Consider the following 13843-nt stretch of genomic DNA (forward strand, 5'->3'; position numbering starts at 1 on the left):
TCACTTCGACAACTGGGCACGCGCCTTGTCGAGCAGTTCTTTCGCCTCTTCGCGGCGCCCGGCATCGGCGATCTGCCGGCCGGGCCGGGGCGGCGCCTGCAGCGCATGCTCGAGGTAGGGGATCGCCTCGGCCGGCTTCTTCTGCTCGAGCAGGAATTCGCCGTAGAAGAAATTGGGGTCGATGCCCCTGGGGTTGAGCTTCAGCGCGGCCTGCAGCAGCTCGTCGGCCTTCTTCTTGTCGCCGAAGCCGATCGGCCATCCCGGCACCTTGTAGTAGAGGACGCCGAGGCTGTTGTAGGCCGAACCGTCGAGCGCTTCCGGGCTGATCTTGAGGGCCTGCTCGTACAGGGCCTTGGCCTGCTTGACGAGGCCGAGCGCCCCGAGGCCGCCTTTCTCGCCCGCCAGCGAGCTCACGACGATGCCCTCCCACACGAGCGGCTCGCCGCGGCCGGGGTTGGCCTCGCTGAACTGGTGGGCCTTGGCGACGAGCGCTTCGTAGCGCTTCTCGCGCTCCTTCGCCGGCGTCTGGTAGCGCGTCACCTCCCACTCATGCTGGACTTCGACGACGGCGTCCTCGACCGGGCCGGCATGGGCCAGCGTGGCACCGGCCGTCACGGCGAGCGCGGCCAGCATGAACAGGGGGCGTGCAGACATTGTTGTTCTCCTTGCAATGCGATGGGATGGGAGCCGCGACTCAGGCGTCCGGCAGCGCCAGGCGATGCCGCTTGAATGCGGCGTCGAGCGCCGCGGGAGCGAGGCCGTTGACGCGCACCGCGTACTTCTCCGGCACGCCGAGGAAGCGCTCGGCCGCGCCGCTGCGCAGCAGCGTCAGGAGCGCGGCTGCCACCACTTCCGGAGGGTCGGTGCCCGCCCCGGTTTCCTGGTTGTAGGCCTCCACCTCGGGCGAGTTGAACCCGGTTTGCGTGACGCGCGGCCCGAAATACTGGACACGCACCTTGGTCCCGGCCAGCTCGCGGCGCAGCGCTTCGCTGAAGCCGCGCAAACCGAACTTGGTGGCGCTGTAGACCGAGAAGCCCGGCAGCGCCAGGCGCCCGAGCACCGAGCCGACATTGAGCACGGCCGCTGCCGGCTGGTCCTGCAGCCCCGGCAGCAATGCACGCGTCAGCAGCATCGGCGCCACCAGGTTGGTCGTCACCGCCTGCAGGATGTGCGCCTCGTCGAGCGCGCCGAGGCGCCCGAAGCTCGCCAGCCCGGCGTTGTTGATCAGCACATTGACATGCCGCGCCAGCGCCACGCTGCGCACGGCCTCGATGCCCGCCGGCGTGCCGATGTCCACCGCCAGCACGTCCACCCGCGAACGGTCGCCGGCTTGCGGATCCAGCGAACGCATCAGCGCTGCCAGCCGGCCGGCGTGCCGGCCGACGAGCAACAGGCGTGCGCCGGCGGCGAACAGCGCTCGCGCGGTGGGCGCCCCGATCCCGCCGGCGGCACCGGTGAGAACGACACTGGCATGCTCCAGTTTCATGCCCATCATGCGGCCCGCGAGGCGGCGGCCTGCGCGGCACGCGGCAGCGGCAGGCTGCGGAACACGTCACCATACAGCCGGTAGAAGGCACGCGCCGCATGCACGATGGCGTCCTGATCGGCGCGGTCTTCCAGCCGGTCCATCAGCAACTCGAAGTGCGCGGTGTGCCGCTGGTCCAGCGTGCCGTGGGAGCGCAGGTAGCTGAAGGCGGCGTCGGGCAGCTGCAGGTTCGCCTGGATGCGATCAGCCGCCAGCAAGGCCAGCGACACGCTGGTGCCCTCGAGCACATGCACCATGCCGAAGAAGCCCAGCGGGTTGCCGCGCGCGATGGTGTCATAGGCGTACGCCACCATCACCTCGGCGGCATGGCCTGATGCGCCGCGGCGCACCGCTTCCTTGTCGCCGCCGCAGGCCGCGATGTCGTCGAGGATCCACTCGTCGTGGCCCTGTTCTTCCTCGATGTACTCGTCCAGCGCTTCGATCAGCCAGGCCTGCCGCGGCAGCGCGTGCACCCTGTCGCGGCAGGCCTGCAGCAGCGGCACCGTGTGGCGCACGTGGTGGTAGGCCTGTGTCAGGAAGGCGACGTAGCTGTCGAGCGCGACGTCACCGCGCAGGCAGCCCTGGATGATGGGAATGTCCACCAGCGCCGCGCGATCGGCGGCGGTGTCGCTCAGGAGTCGGGCGTGAAAGCTCATGGGATGGAGGGTTCTCGCAAGGAAGGCAGGGAAGCCGACGAGCAGTCCGCCAGCAACGCGTCGCGGTGCATCTGCTCGATCGCGGCACGCTGCGGCCGGCCGTTGGCGGTGGCCAGGCCGGTGCCCGCGTCGAAGGCCGCGCGAGCGCGCACCCACCGGCGCACCTGTGCGTAGTCGGGCAGCGCCGCGTTCGCCGCATCGACGGCCGCTTGCAGCACCGTGTCCGGCAGGTCGGCGCGCAGCGGCCAGAGCACGGCCGACAGCGCGGGCTGGCCGTCGCCGAACACGACCGCCTGGCCGATCGGCGGCAGGCCGCCGACGCCGGCGCCCTGGAGTGCGGTTTCGACCCACTCGGGCGAGACATTGCGACCGTAGGCAGTGACCAGCACCTGCTTCTTGCGGCCGCGCACGTGCAAGAAGCCGTCGGCATCGATCTCGCCGAGGTCACCGCTCGGCCACCAGGCCGGCGGCGGCGTGCTGCTGCCGAGGTAGCCGAGGAACAGCGAACCCGCGACCTCGATCTCGCCGTCGGCGGCAATGCGCACCCGCGCATGCGGCAGCGGCCGGCCGGCGCTGCCGGGCCGGTCGGCGCCCGGCAGGTTCAGCGTCTGCACCGAAGCGCCCTCCGAAAGACCGTAGCCCTCGAACGCCGGGATGTCCACCGCGCGCGCCGACTGCAGCAGCGAGGCCCCCACCGCGGCGCCGCCGACGGCCACCAGCCGCAGCGAGGTGGGCGCGCGCCGGTTGGCCGCACGCAGCCACATCGCCCAGGCGCGCAGCATCTGCGGCAGCAGGATCAGGCTGTGCGGCTGGTGCGCCTCGACGGCCGCCTGCAGCAGCGCCGGATCGAAGCGCGACGAACCCTGCAATCCGACCGCGGCGAGCGGCAGCGCGATGCAGGTCGCACCGCGCAGGCGCGGCGCCAGCACGCCTGCGATGTTCTCCAGCAGCACGGCGAACGGCAGCGCACTGAGATGGCGGGTGATCTGCAGGCCGGCCGTGGCATCGCCGATGGCGCGGGCCACGCGCTGCATCGCGTCCTGGCCGAGGCACACGCCCTTGGGCGTGCCGGTGGTGCCCGAGGTGAAGGTGATCTTCGTGGTGCCCGCCGGCAGCGGGACCGGCAATGCCGGCAGCCGCAACGAGGCTATCGCCTCGGCTGTGTCACCCAGTGGCAGCGTTTCGGGCCGGCTGCCGGCGAAGCCGGCCGCAGCGGCCGGTACCGTCCACAGCGTGTCGACCCCGGCCGCGCCGAGTGCATGCTGCACTTGCTGCGGGGTGAAGAAGCCCGGCAACGGCACGTGCACGACGCCCGCCCGTGCCGCCGCCGCGTCGGCGATCAACCAGGGCGCGCCGTTGTCGAGCAGCGTGGCCAGCACGCGCACGCCACGATCCTGCAGGGCCTGCGCGGCCGAGCTCGCGGCGGCCTCGAAGCGCTCGGCGGACCATGCGTCGATGCCGGTCGGCGCCAGGGTTTCAATGAGCTTCATCGCTCGCCGGCCGGCAGCCGTTCGGCCAGCCGGCGCATGGCCAGCGGCAGGCTGCCGGCGAGCACCACCGGGTGGTGCTCGTAGTAGCGCCCCCAGTCGCGCGCACCGTCGCCCAGCCGGGCGGGATCGGCAGGGCCGAGCGCGGTCGGCACGACCCCCATGCGCGTGAACAGGTGTCGCAGTTCCTCGGTCAGCGTACTGACCACCCATTCGACCCGAAGACCCGCGAGGTGCTGGGCCAGCCGCAGGATCAGGCGCTGCCCTTCACCGGCACGGGTGGCCGCCAGGTGGCCGACCTCGGCGATGCGCTCGCGCGCCGGCTGCTCCGTCTGCTCCGTCTGCCTAGCGAGCACGCGTTCGATCGGCTCGTCGAGGTAGTGCTCGAGGAACAGCGGCTGCGTGGCGATCCGGTAGCCGGCGGCAGCGACGACCGAGGCGGCGCTGCCCTCGCCTTCCCGCAGGCTCACGAGCACCGGCGCGAACTGGCGGACCTGCGCGCCGTAGCGCTCGGCGTAGACGCGCCGGATGAAGGCCTCGACCTGCGGCCGGCCGGGATCGCCGGCAGGGTGCCAGGCGAAGCACGGCGCCTGGAGCGAGACGCCGGCATCCCTGCAGGCCGGGCCGGCGGCAAAACTGGCAATGCGCATCGAACCTCCCTTGAGAACGCCATTCTGACAACACCATCTTATGAGGTGGTTAAGGAGCTACCGGTCCTTACAATCGAAGGCGTGGTCACCATCCTCAACGCCGATCTGCACTGTCATTCGAACGTGTCCGACGGCACGCTCGAGCCGGCGGCGCTGGCGGCACGTGCCAAGGCGAACGGTGTCGAACTGTGGGCCCTGACCGACCACGACGAGCTCGGCGGCCAGCAGCGCGCCCGCGACGCTGCCCGCGCGCTGGGCCTGCCCTACCTCACGGGCACCGAGATCTCGGTCAGTTTTGCCGGCAGCACGGTGCACATCGTCGGCCTCGGCTTCGATGTCGACGACGCGCCGCTCGCTGCCGGGCTGTCGCTGACCCGCGGCGGACGCGAGCAGCGCGCACGCGAGATGGCGGCGGCGCTGGCACGGGTCGGCATTGCCGGCGCCTACGAGGGCGCACTGCAGTACGTCGGCAACCCCGAACTGATTTCGCGCACCCACTTCGCCCGCTACCTGGTCGAAGCGGGCGTGTGCCCCGACACCAACAGCGTGTTTCGCAAATACCTCACCGAAGGCAAGCCGGGCTATGTGCCGCACCGCTGGGCCGGCCTGGGCGACGCGGTGCACTGGATCGCACAGGCCGGCGGCACCGCCGTCATCGCGCACCCGGGGCGCTACAAGTTCACGCCGACCGAGGAGTACGCGCTGTTCAGTGAATTCGTCGCCCATGGCGGGCGCGGCGTGGAGGTCGTGACCGGCAGCCATACCGTCGCCGAATACGAGAAGTACGCCGACATGGCGGTCGAGTTCGGCCTGCTGGCCTCGCGCGGCAGCGATTTCCACGCCCCGGAGGAAAGCCGCACCGACCTCGGTGCGCTGCCGTGGCTGCCGGGGCGGCTGACCCCCGTCTGGGAAGCGATTGCCGAGCGGGTGCAGCAACCGTGAAGCACGGCCGCACGCCGGAATGCGGCGACTGAGCGATGTCGCAGTACTTCGAGGTCCACCCGGACAATCCGCAGCCGCGCCTGCTGAAGCAGGCGGTGCAGATCCTGCATGGCGGCGGCATCGCCGCGATCCCGACCGACTCCAGCTACGCGCTGGTCTGCCACCTCGACGACAAGGCGGCGGCCGAGACGCTGCGCCGCATCCGCGGCGTCGACGACAAGCACCACCTGACGCTGCTGTGCCGCGACCTCAGCGAGCTGGCGAACTGCGCGCGCGTCGACAACAAGCAGTACCGGCTGCTCAAGCTCGGCACGCCGGGACCCTACACCTTCATCCTCGAGGCAACGAAGGAAGTGCCGCGTCGCGTATCGCACCCGTCGCGCCGCACGATCGGGCTGCGCGTGCCGGCGCATGCGGTCACGCAGGCCCTGCTCGAGCTGCTCGGCCAGCCGCTGCTCGCCACCACCTTGATCCCGCCGGGGGCGAACCTGCCCCTGAACGACCCGCACGAGATCCGCGCGCAGTTCGAAAAACAGCTGCAGGCGATCGTCGATGCCGGCGCCTGCCCGATGCAGCCGACCACCGTGATCGACCTGAGCGGCGACGAGCCGGTGCTGGTGCGCCGCGGACGCGGCGATCCGACGGCGCTGGGGCTGACCGACTGAGCGCCGTCAGCGCGGCTTCCTGCACCCCGGGCCGGGCCCGCCGGTGCGAATCAAAGCGCCGCGGTGACCAGCAGTTCGACCTTCCATTGCGGCTTCGCCAGCGCGGCCTGCACCGTGGCGCGCGGTGGCGCCGCGCCGGCCGGCAGCCAGGCTTCCCAGACCTCGTTCATCGCCGGAAAGTCCGCCAGATCGGCGATGAAGATCTCGACCCGCAGCAGCTTGCTCTTGTCGGAACCGGTGCGCGCCAGCAGCGAGTCGATCGCCGCCAGCACCTGTCGGGTCTGGCCACGGATGTCCTGGCTCGCATCGCCTGCGACCTGCCCGGCGAGGTAGACGGTGCCGCCGTCGCCCACACGGTGGACCGTCATCTCGGACAGGCGGGTACCGACATCGAAACGTTGAATGCTCATGAATGTCCTTGGGGTCGTGAAGTCTTTTGTCCGAGCCGGCTCTCGGTGCCGGCGATCAGTTTCTTGATGTTGGCGCCGTGGCGCCAGACCAGCAGCAGGCTCATCACCGTGATCGCGATCGCGACCGGGCCACCGCCCCAGACCAGCAACTGATAGAACGGCGCGAACGCCGCGGCGACGATGGACGCCAGCGACACATAGCGGAAGAAGGCCACGATGATCACGAAGCTCAGCAGGGTCGCGAGCCCGAGCCAGGGGTTCAGCGCGAACAGCGCGCCGGCCGCGGTGGCCACGCCCTTGCCGCCCTTGAAGCCGAAGAACACCGGCCACAGGTGACCGACGAAGGCCGCCAGTCCGACCAGCGCCAGCGTGCCTTCCTCCAGGCCGTAGGGCGCACCGAAGCGCTCGACCAGCAGCACCGGCACGGCGCCCTTCATCGCGTCGAGCAGCAGGGTGGCGATGGCGGCGGCCTTGTTTCCCGAGCGCAGCACGTTGGTCGCGCCGGGGTTGCCGGAGCCGTAGCTGCGCGGGTCGGCCAGGCCGAGGCTGCGGCTCACGATCACCGCGAACGACAACGAGCCGAGCAGGTAGGCCGCGATCGCGGCGAGCACAGGATAGAAGGGCAGCATGCGCCTATTCTGCCGCCGCGCACCGGCCGCACGCCCGGCGTCAGCTGCCGCAATGCACCGGTTTCGCGCCGAGCAACTCGGCCGCGCGCCGCGGGTCCAACCCGACCAGGTAGCCACGCCGCCCGCCGTTGATGTAGATGGTCGGCAGCTCGAGCACGCCGGCCTCGACGTAGACCGGCATCGCCTTGCGCGTGCCGAACGGCGAGGTGCCGCCGACCAGGTAGCCGCTGTGGCGCTGTGCCACCTCGGGCACGCAAGCTTCGACCTTCTTGCAACCGATCTCGCGCGCCAGCGCCTTCAGGCTGACCTGACGGTCGCCGTGCATCAGCACGATCAGCGGCTTGGCGTGCTCGTCCTGCATCACCAGTGTCTTGACGACGTGGTGCTCGTCGACCCCGAGCTGGCGCGCCGACTCCCGGGTGCCGCCGCGCTCGACGTAGTCGTACAGGTGTTCGGTGTAGCTCAGCTTTTCGCGCTTCAGCCAGGCGGTGGCCGGCGTCTCGCTGGCGTGGTCTTTTCGGCTCATGTTCACAGTCTGCACGACTTGCGCCGCCGCCGGACGACCACCGCGCCCGGCCCGCGCCACAGGACCTGGGGAGACGGTGTGCCCGGCCTGCATGCTAGATTTCTGCGCCTGCCTCCACGACCGCCGCCCCGACCCCGCCCTCATGCACGTCGACATCGAACTGCCCCTCGGCCGCGCCACGGCGCTGCAACGCCTGCGCGCGCAAGGTTTCTGCGTGTTGACGCCTGCCGCCCTCGAAACCCTGACCGGCCTGCCGCTCGACGCCTTCGATCCCATGCTGCCGTTCTGGGACGACCTGCCGCCGGACCTGCACCTGAAGGATGGTGGCCATTACCGCTACCGCCGCCACGGCTGCTTCGTCCAGACGCTGCAGCCGGCGCAGATCGAGGCCGTACCGCACCGCGCCCACTGGCAGCCGACCACCTACAACGCCCTGCACGGCGGCATGGAGCGCTGGTTCGAGCCGTTGCAGACCGAGCTGATCCATTTGCCGGCATGGAGCGAACTGCTCATCGCCCTCGGCGAGCTGTTCGCCAAGCTGCGCGCGCCCAAAGGCGGCCGCTGGTACATCGAAGCCCACCCCTTCCGCATCGATACCGAAGGCGGTGTCGGCCGGCCGACGCCCGAGGGCGCGCACCGCGACGGCGTCGACTTCGTGGCGGTGGTGTTCGTCGGCCGCCAGGGTGTGCGCGGCGGCGAGACGCGGGTGTTCGACGCCGCGGGCCCGCTGGGCGTGCGCTTCACGCTGGAGCAGCCGTGGACCACGCTGCTGCTCGACGATGTTCAGGTGGTGCACGAGAGCACACCGCTGCTGCCCGAGAACCCGGCGGACCTCCAGGTCAAGGGTCACCGGGACACGCTGGTGCTGACCTACCGCAGCGGCGGCTTCCAGGCACCTGACTGATACCGGGTCGCCCCTACCGCACGAAACCCTGCAGCACCTCGCCGCTGACGCGGCAGATGCGCCAGTCGGGCAGCACGCTCGCGCCCATCGCCTCGTAGAAGCGGATCGCGGGCTCGTTCCAGTCGAGCACGCTCCATTCGAAACGGCCACAGCCGCGCTGGACCGCCAGGGCACCCAGGGCGCGCAGCAAGGCCTTGCCGATGCCGCAGCCGCGGTGCGCCGGCAGCACGAACAGGTCTTCGAGGTAGAGCCCCGGCCTGCAGAGGAAGGTCGAGAAATTGGTGAAGAACAGCGCGAAGCCGACCACGCCCGCCCCGTCGACCTCCGCCACCATCGCCTCGGCCACCGGACGTTCGCCGAACAGATGCGGCTGCAGCTTCTCGGGCGTGACCTCGAGCAGGTGCGTGAGCTGCTCGTAGTCGGCCAATGCGCCGATCAGGCGCACGAGTTCGTGCAGGTCGCGCGGCTCGGCGGCGCGCAGGGTGAAGGCGGGGTCCTGACTCATCGCGCGATTGTCTCCGCGGCGACGGCAGCCGCAAGCACGGCCCGCTACAGTGGCCGGATGAGCCTGTCCGCCTACACCGCGCGCCGCACGGCGCGCTCGGAGTTCGTCGCCGTGCGCGGTCTGCGCTACCACGCCCACGTGTGGGGCGCCGCACCGACCGAGCCGGACCGCCCGCCGCTGCTGCTGATGCACGGCTGGATGGACGTGGGCGCGTCGTTCCAGTTCGTGGTCGACGCGATGGCCGACAACCGCCACGTGATCGCGCCCGACTGGCGCGGCTTCGGCCGCACCGAGATCGCGCCGGCCACCGACAGCTACTGGTTCGCCGACTACCTGGGCGACCTCGACGCGCTGCTCGATCACTTCTCCCCCGGCCGGGCGGTCGACCTGCTCGGCCACAGCATGGGCGGCAACGTCGCGATGATCTATGCGGGCGTGCGGCCCGAGCGCGTGCGCCGCCTCGTCAACCTGGAGGGCTTCGGCATGCCGCGCAGCCTGCCCGCGCAGGCTCCCACCCGCTATGCGACGTGGCTCGACGAGTTGAAGGCGCCGCAGGGCCTGCGCGACTACGGCAGTCTCGACGAGGTCGCGGAGCGCCTGCGCAGGAACAACCCCCGCCTCGCCGCGGACCGCGCGGCCTGGCTCGCGCCGCACTGGGCGCGACAGGGAGCCTCGGGTCGCTGGGACATCCAGGGCGACCCGGCGCACAAGCGCACGAACCCGGTGCTGTACCGCGTCGACGAGGTCCTGGCCTGCTGGGCGCGCATCGCCGCACCGCTGCTGTGGGTCGAGGGCCGGCAGACCGACGTGTCCAAGTGGTGGGGCGACCGCTACCCGCGCAGCGATTTCGAGGAGCGCATGGCGACACTGGCCCGGACGGTGGCGATCGAGCGGGTGATGCTGGAGGACGCCGGCCACATGCTCCACCATGACCAACCGCAGGTGCTGGCGGAGCACATCGAGCGCTTCCTGGACGCCCGCTGAACGCACAGGGCGCGGCCGGGGCCCCGCGTGAGAAAATCGGTCCTTCGGCCGGCGCATCCTGGCGCCCGCCCCCGAACACGAAGGACCCCTCATGGACATCGAACACATCAACGCCCTGGGTGCGCAGCTCACCGACCTGAGCCAGCGCACGGCCGACCTCCGGAGGTATCTTTGACTTCGATGAAAAGTCACGCCGCCTGAGCGAGGTCAACGCCGCGCTCGAAGACCCGACGGTCTGGAACGACCCGAAGAACGCCCAGGCCCTGGGCCGCGAAAAGAAGTCGCTCGAAACGGTGGTGGAGACCATCGCCTCGCTGGAGCGCAACCTCGCCGACAACGCCGAGCTCTACGAAATGAGCAAGGAAGAGGGCGACGAGGACGGCCTGCGCGCGATCGAGGCCGAGACGCAGGGGCTGGCGTCGCAGGTGGAGCAGCTCGAGTTCCGCCGCATGTTCAACAACCCGGCCGATCCGAGCAACTGCTTCATCGACATCCAGGCCGGCGCCGGCGGCACCGAGGCCTGCGACTGGGCCAGCATGCTGCTGCGCCAGTACCTCAAGTACTGCGAGCGCAAAGGCTTCAAGACCACCATCGAGGAAGAAACCGAGGGCGACACCGCCGGCATCAAGAGCGCGACGATCAAGGTCGAGGGCGACTACGCCTTCGGCCACCTGCGCACCGAGACCGGCGTGCACCGCCTGGTGCGCAAGAGCCCGTTCGACTCCTCGGGCGGGCGCCACACCAGCTTCGCGTCGCTGTTCGTCTACCCTGAAGTCGACGACTCGATCGAGATCGAGATCAACCCGTCCGATGTGCGCACCGACACCTTCCGTGCCTCGGGCGCCGGTGGCCAGCACATCAACAAGACCGACTCCGCGGTGCGGCTGACGCACATCCCGACCGGCATCGTCGTGCAGTGCCAGGACGGCCGCAGCCAGCACAGCAACCGCGACGTGGCCTGGAAGCGGCTGCGCTCGCGCCTGTACGACTTCGAGATGCGCAAGAAGATGGAAGCGCAGCAGAAGCTGGAGGACACCAAGACCGACGTGGGCTGGGGGCACCAGATCCGCTCCTACGTGCTGGACAACAGCCGCATCAAGGACCTGCGCACCAATGTCGAGATCTCCAACACGCAGAAGGTGCTGGACGGTGACCTGGACGCCTTCATCGAGGCCAGCCTGAAGCAAGGCGTCTGAACGCCGCACCGCCGCGCCACCACGACAAAGACCACTGGAGACACTGCACATGCGCGAAGGCACCGCCCACCTCGTCCGCCGCGAGGACTACAGCGCCCCGGCCTACTGGATTCGCAGCGTCGACCTGACGTTCGACCTGGACCCGCTGAAGACGCTGGTCATCAACCGGATGGCGATCGAGCGCAATCCCGACCTGCCGGCGCAGGCGCTGCGGCTGGACGGCGAGGACATCAACCTCACGCGCGTACTGGTCGACGGCGAAAGCGTGTCGTTCCGGGTCGAAGGCCAGCAGCTGGTGCTCGACACCTTGCCCGAGGGACGCTTCACGCTCGAGCTGCGCAACACCTGCGCGCCGGGCAAGAACACCCAGTTGTCGGGGCTGTACACCTCGGGGGGCGGCTTCTTCACGCAGTGCGAGGCACAGGGCTTCCGGCGCATCACCTACTTCCTCGATCGCCCGGACGTGATGGCGGTCTACACCGTCACGCTGAAGGCCGACGCGAAGGCCTACCCGGTGCTGCTGTCCAACGGCAACCTGATCGAGCAGGGTGCGCTCGACGGCGGCAAGCACTACGCGAAATGGCACGACCCCTTCCGCAAGCCGAGCTACCTGTTCGCGCTGGTCGCGGCCGACCTGGTGATGCGCGAGCAGAAGATCCGCAGCCGCTCGGGCAAGGACCACCTACTGCAGGTCTACGTGCGCGCCGGCGACCTCGACAAGACCGAGCACGCGATGAACTCGCTGATCGCCTCGGTGGCCTGGGACGAGGCGCGCTTCGGCCTGTCGCTCGACCTGGAGCGCTTCATGATCGTCGCCGTCAGCGACTTCAACATGGGCGCGATGGAGAACAAGGGCCTGAACATCTTCAACACGAAGTTCGTGCTGGCCAGCGCCGCGACCGCGACCGACTTCGACTTCGCGCACGTGGAGAGCGTGGTCGGCCACGAGTACTTCCACAACTGGACCGGCAACCGCGTGACCTGCCGCGACTGGTTCCAGCTGTCGTTGAAAGAGGGTCTGACGGTCTTCCGCGACCAGGAGTTCAGCATGGACATGGCAGGCGTCGCCAGCGCCCGCGCCGTGCAGCGCATCCAGGACGTGCGCCTGCTGCGCCAGGTGCAGTTCCCCGAGGACGCCGGCCCGATGGCCCACCCGGTGCGGCCCGACCAGTACCAGGCGATCGACAACTTCTACACCGCCACCGTCTACGAGAAGGGCGCCGAGGTGGTGCGGATGATGCACACGCTGGTCGGCCGCGAGGGTTTCGCCGCCGGCATGACGCTCTATTTCAAGCGCCACGACGGCCAGGCCGTGACCTGCGACGATTTCGCGCAGGCAATCGCCGACGCCAACCCCGACAGTGCCCTGGCCGGCCGCCTCGAGACCTTCAAGCGCTGGTACGCCCAGGCCGGCACACCGCAGCTCGGCGCCCGCGGCCGCTACGACGCCGCGAACCGCCACTACACGCTGGAGCTGATGCAGCAAGGGCTGCCGACGCCGGGTCAGCTCGAGAAGCTGCCTTGCGTGATTCCGGTCGCGATGGGGCTGGTCGGCGCCGACGGCCGCGCGCTGCCGCTGCGGCTTGCCGGCGAGCCGGCCGCTGCCGGCTTCGAGCGCGTGCTGGTGCTCGACCAGGCCAGCGCCGTCTACAGCTTCGTCGACGTCGACGTGGAGCCGGTGCCCTCGCTGCTGCGCGGCTTCTCGGCCCCGGTGGTGCTGGATGCCGGCCTGTCCGACGAACAGCTGCTGACGCTGCTGGCACACGACAGCGATGCCTTCAATCGCTGGGAGGCCGGGCAGCAGCTGACGCTGCGGCGGCTGCTCGCCGCAGCCCACGGTCGTGACGATGCGCCGGTGCTCGACGATCGCCTGCTGGCCGCGATGCGCAGCCTGCTGCGCGACCCGGCGCTCGACGCCGCATTCAAGGAACTCGCGCTCACCCTGCCGAGCGAGACCTACATCGGCGAGCGCTTGCGCGACGGCATCGACCCGCAGCATCTGCATGCGGTGCGCGAGGCCGCCCGCCTGCAGCTCGCGCAGGCGCTGCGCGACGACTGGGTCTGGGCCTACGATGCCCACCAGCCCGCCGGCGGCTATTCGCCCGACGCCCACAGCAGCGGCCTGCGCGCACTCGCCAACCTCGCGCTCTCGATGCTCGTGCTGGACGCCAGCGCCAGCGGCGACACCGTCTGGCCCGGCCGGGCCTACCAGCGCTTCAAGGATGCCGGCAACATGACCGACCGCTTTGGCGCGCTGTCGGCCCTGGTGAACGCGCAGGCCGAACTCGCGGCGCCGGCGCTCGAGCGCTTCCATGCGCTGTTCAAGGGCGAGGCGCTGGTGATCGACAAGTGGTTCGCGCTGCAGGCCGGCGCAAGCGAGCCGGTCGGCGAGCGCGCCGGCCGCGTGTTCGCGCGGGCCAAGGCGCTGCTGCACCATGCCGACTTCTCTTTGCGCAACCCGAACCGGGCGCGCAGCGTGCTGGCGACGCTCTTTCTCAACAACCCGGCCGCCTTCCACCGCCGCGACGCCGCCGGCTACGTGTTCTGGGCCGAGCGCGTGTGCGAGGTCGATGCGATCAACCCGCAGCTCGCCTCGCGGCTGGCGCGCGCGCTCGACCGCTGGCGCTCGCTCGCCGAACCCTACCGCGGCGCGGCCCGCGAGGCGATCGCCCGCGTGGCCGCGAAACCCGAACTGTCCGAAGACACGCGCGAGATCGTCACGCGTGCACTGCAGGATTGACACTTTCAGAACAAAGGAACGACA

The 13843-nt window shown here is 70.2% G+C and carries 15 protein-coding genes; 6 read left to right on the top strand and 9 right to left on the bottom strand.

What is annotated here, in order from left to right:
• The 5 genes from ACQY9S_RS10645 to ACQY9S_RS10665 are packed head-to-tail and all read right to left on the bottom strand — an operon-like array spanning position 1 to position 4318.
• Positions 1-654: a hypothetical protein gene (locus ACQY9S_RS10645; RefSeq protein WP_428419680.1), complete on the bottom strand. Its 654-nt coding sequence runs from the start codon at positions 652-654 to the stop codon at positions 1-3.
• Between the two features lie 40 nt (positions 655-694).
• The gene (locus tag ACQY9S_RS10650) at positions 695-1495 is read right to left on the bottom strand and encodes an SDR family oxidoreductase (RefSeq protein WP_428419681.1); all 801 of its coding nucleotides are present in this window, start codon (positions 1493-1495) and stop codon (positions 695-697) included.
• Positions 1492-2181 (bottom strand): TenA family transcriptional regulator, encoded by a 690-nt coding sequence (locus tag ACQY9S_RS10655; RefSeq protein ID WP_428419682.1) that lies wholly within the window; start codon positions 2179-2181, stop codon positions 1492-1494. The genes ACQY9S_RS10650 and ACQY9S_RS10655 overlap by 4 nt, the downstream gene beginning before the upstream one ends.
• On the bottom strand, positions 2178-3671 hold the full coding sequence (locus ACQY9S_RS10660; RefSeq protein ID WP_428419683.1) for an AMP-binding protein: 1494 nt from the start codon (positions 3669-3671) through the stop codon (positions 2178-2180). The genes ACQY9S_RS10655 and ACQY9S_RS10660 overlap by 4 nt, the downstream gene beginning before the upstream one ends.
• Positions 3668-4318 (bottom strand): thermostable hemolysin, encoded by a 651-nt coding sequence (locus tag ACQY9S_RS10665; protein ID WP_428419684.1) that lies wholly within the window; start codon positions 4316-4318, stop codon positions 3668-3670. The genes ACQY9S_RS10660 and ACQY9S_RS10665 overlap by 4 nt, the downstream gene beginning before the upstream one ends.
• An 81-nt stretch (positions 4319-4399) precedes the next feature.
• Here ACQY9S_RS10665 and ACQY9S_RS10670 point away from each other — a divergent pair, with 81 nt between their 5' ends.
• Together ACQY9S_RS10670 and ACQY9S_RS10675 are read left to right on the top strand one after the other, a co-directional pair.
• Positions 4400-5260, top strand: coding sequence for a 3',5'-nucleoside bisphosphate phosphatase (locus ACQY9S_RS10670; protein WP_428419685.1), 861 nt, complete (start codon positions 4400-4402; stop codon positions 5258-5260).
• A gap of 35 nt (positions 5261-5295) precedes the next feature.
• On the top strand, positions 5296-5925 hold the full coding sequence (locus tag ACQY9S_RS10675) for an L-threonylcarbamoyladenylate synthase (RefSeq protein ID WP_428419686.1): 630 nt from the start codon (positions 5296-5298) through the stop codon (positions 5923-5925).
• 50 nt (positions 5926-5975) lie between these two features.
• Here ACQY9S_RS10675 and ACQY9S_RS10680 read toward each other — a convergent pair whose 3' ends face one another.
• The 3 genes from ACQY9S_RS10680 to ybaK are packed head-to-tail and all read right to left on the bottom strand — an operon-like array spanning position 5976 to position 7490.
• Positions 5976-6335, bottom strand: coding sequence for a RidA family protein (locus tag ACQY9S_RS10680; protein ID WP_428419687.1), 360 nt, complete (start codon positions 6333-6335; stop codon positions 5976-5978).
• On the bottom strand, positions 6332-6964 hold the full coding sequence (gene plsY / locus ACQY9S_RS10685) for a glycerol-3-phosphate 1-O-acyltransferase PlsY (RefSeq protein ID WP_428419688.1): 633 nt from the start codon (positions 6962-6964) through the stop codon (positions 6332-6334). The genes ACQY9S_RS10680 and plsY overlap by 4 nt, the downstream gene beginning before the upstream one ends.
• A gap of 40 nt (positions 6965-7004) precedes the next feature.
• Positions 7005-7490 carry a Cys-tRNA(Pro) deacylase gene (gene ybaK / locus ACQY9S_RS10690; RefSeq protein WP_428419689.1) on the bottom strand — a complete coding sequence of 162 codons (486 nt, stop codon included), beginning with the start codon at positions 7488-7490 and terminating at the stop codon, positions 7005-7007.
• A gap of 142 nt (positions 7491-7632) precedes the next feature.
• Here ybaK and ACQY9S_RS10695 point away from each other — a divergent pair, with 142 nt between their 5' ends.
• Positions 7633-8394: a 2OG-Fe dioxygenase family protein gene (locus ACQY9S_RS10695; protein ID WP_428419690.1), complete on the top strand. Its 762-nt coding sequence runs from the start codon at positions 7633-7635 to the stop codon at positions 8392-8394.
• A 13-nt stretch (positions 8395-8407) separates the two neighbouring features.
• Here ACQY9S_RS10695 and ACQY9S_RS10700 read toward each other — a convergent pair whose 3' ends face one another.
• On the bottom strand, positions 8408-8899 hold the full coding sequence (locus ACQY9S_RS10700; RefSeq protein ID WP_428419691.1) for an N-acetyltransferase family protein: 492 nt from the start codon (positions 8897-8899) through the stop codon (positions 8408-8410).
• A gap of 57 nt (positions 8900-8956) precedes the next feature.
• On the opposite strand from ACQY9S_RS10700, the gene ACQY9S_RS10705 reads away from it, so the two are divergent.
• From ACQY9S_RS10705 to pepN, 3 genes are all read left to right on the top strand, one after another.
• Positions 8957-9883, top strand: a complete 927-nt coding sequence (locus tag ACQY9S_RS10705) for an alpha/beta fold hydrolase (RefSeq protein WP_428419692.1) — start codon at positions 8957-8959, stop codon at positions 9881-9883.
• Positions 9884-9974: 91 nt separating this feature from the next.
• A protein-coding gene (prfB, locus tag ACQY9S_RS10710) for a peptide chain release factor 2 (protein WP_428419693.1) occupies positions 9975-11079 on the top strand; the annotation gives its coding sequence in 2 pieces (ribosomal slippage) (positions 9975-10055 and positions 10057-11079; 1104 coding nt in all).
• A 49-nt stretch (positions 11080-11128) separates the two neighbouring features.
• Complete coding sequence (gene pepN, locus ACQY9S_RS10715) at positions 11129-13819, top strand: aminopeptidase N (protein WP_428419694.1); 2691 nt, start codon at positions 11129-11131, stop codon at positions 13817-13819.
• The last annotated feature ends 24 nt before the right edge of the window (positions 13820-13843 follow it).

This window comes from Methylibium sp. (assembly GCF_965279545.1).
Taxonomy (GTDB): Bacteria; Pseudomonadota; Gammaproteobacteria; order Burkholderiales; family Burkholderiaceae_C; genus Methylibium.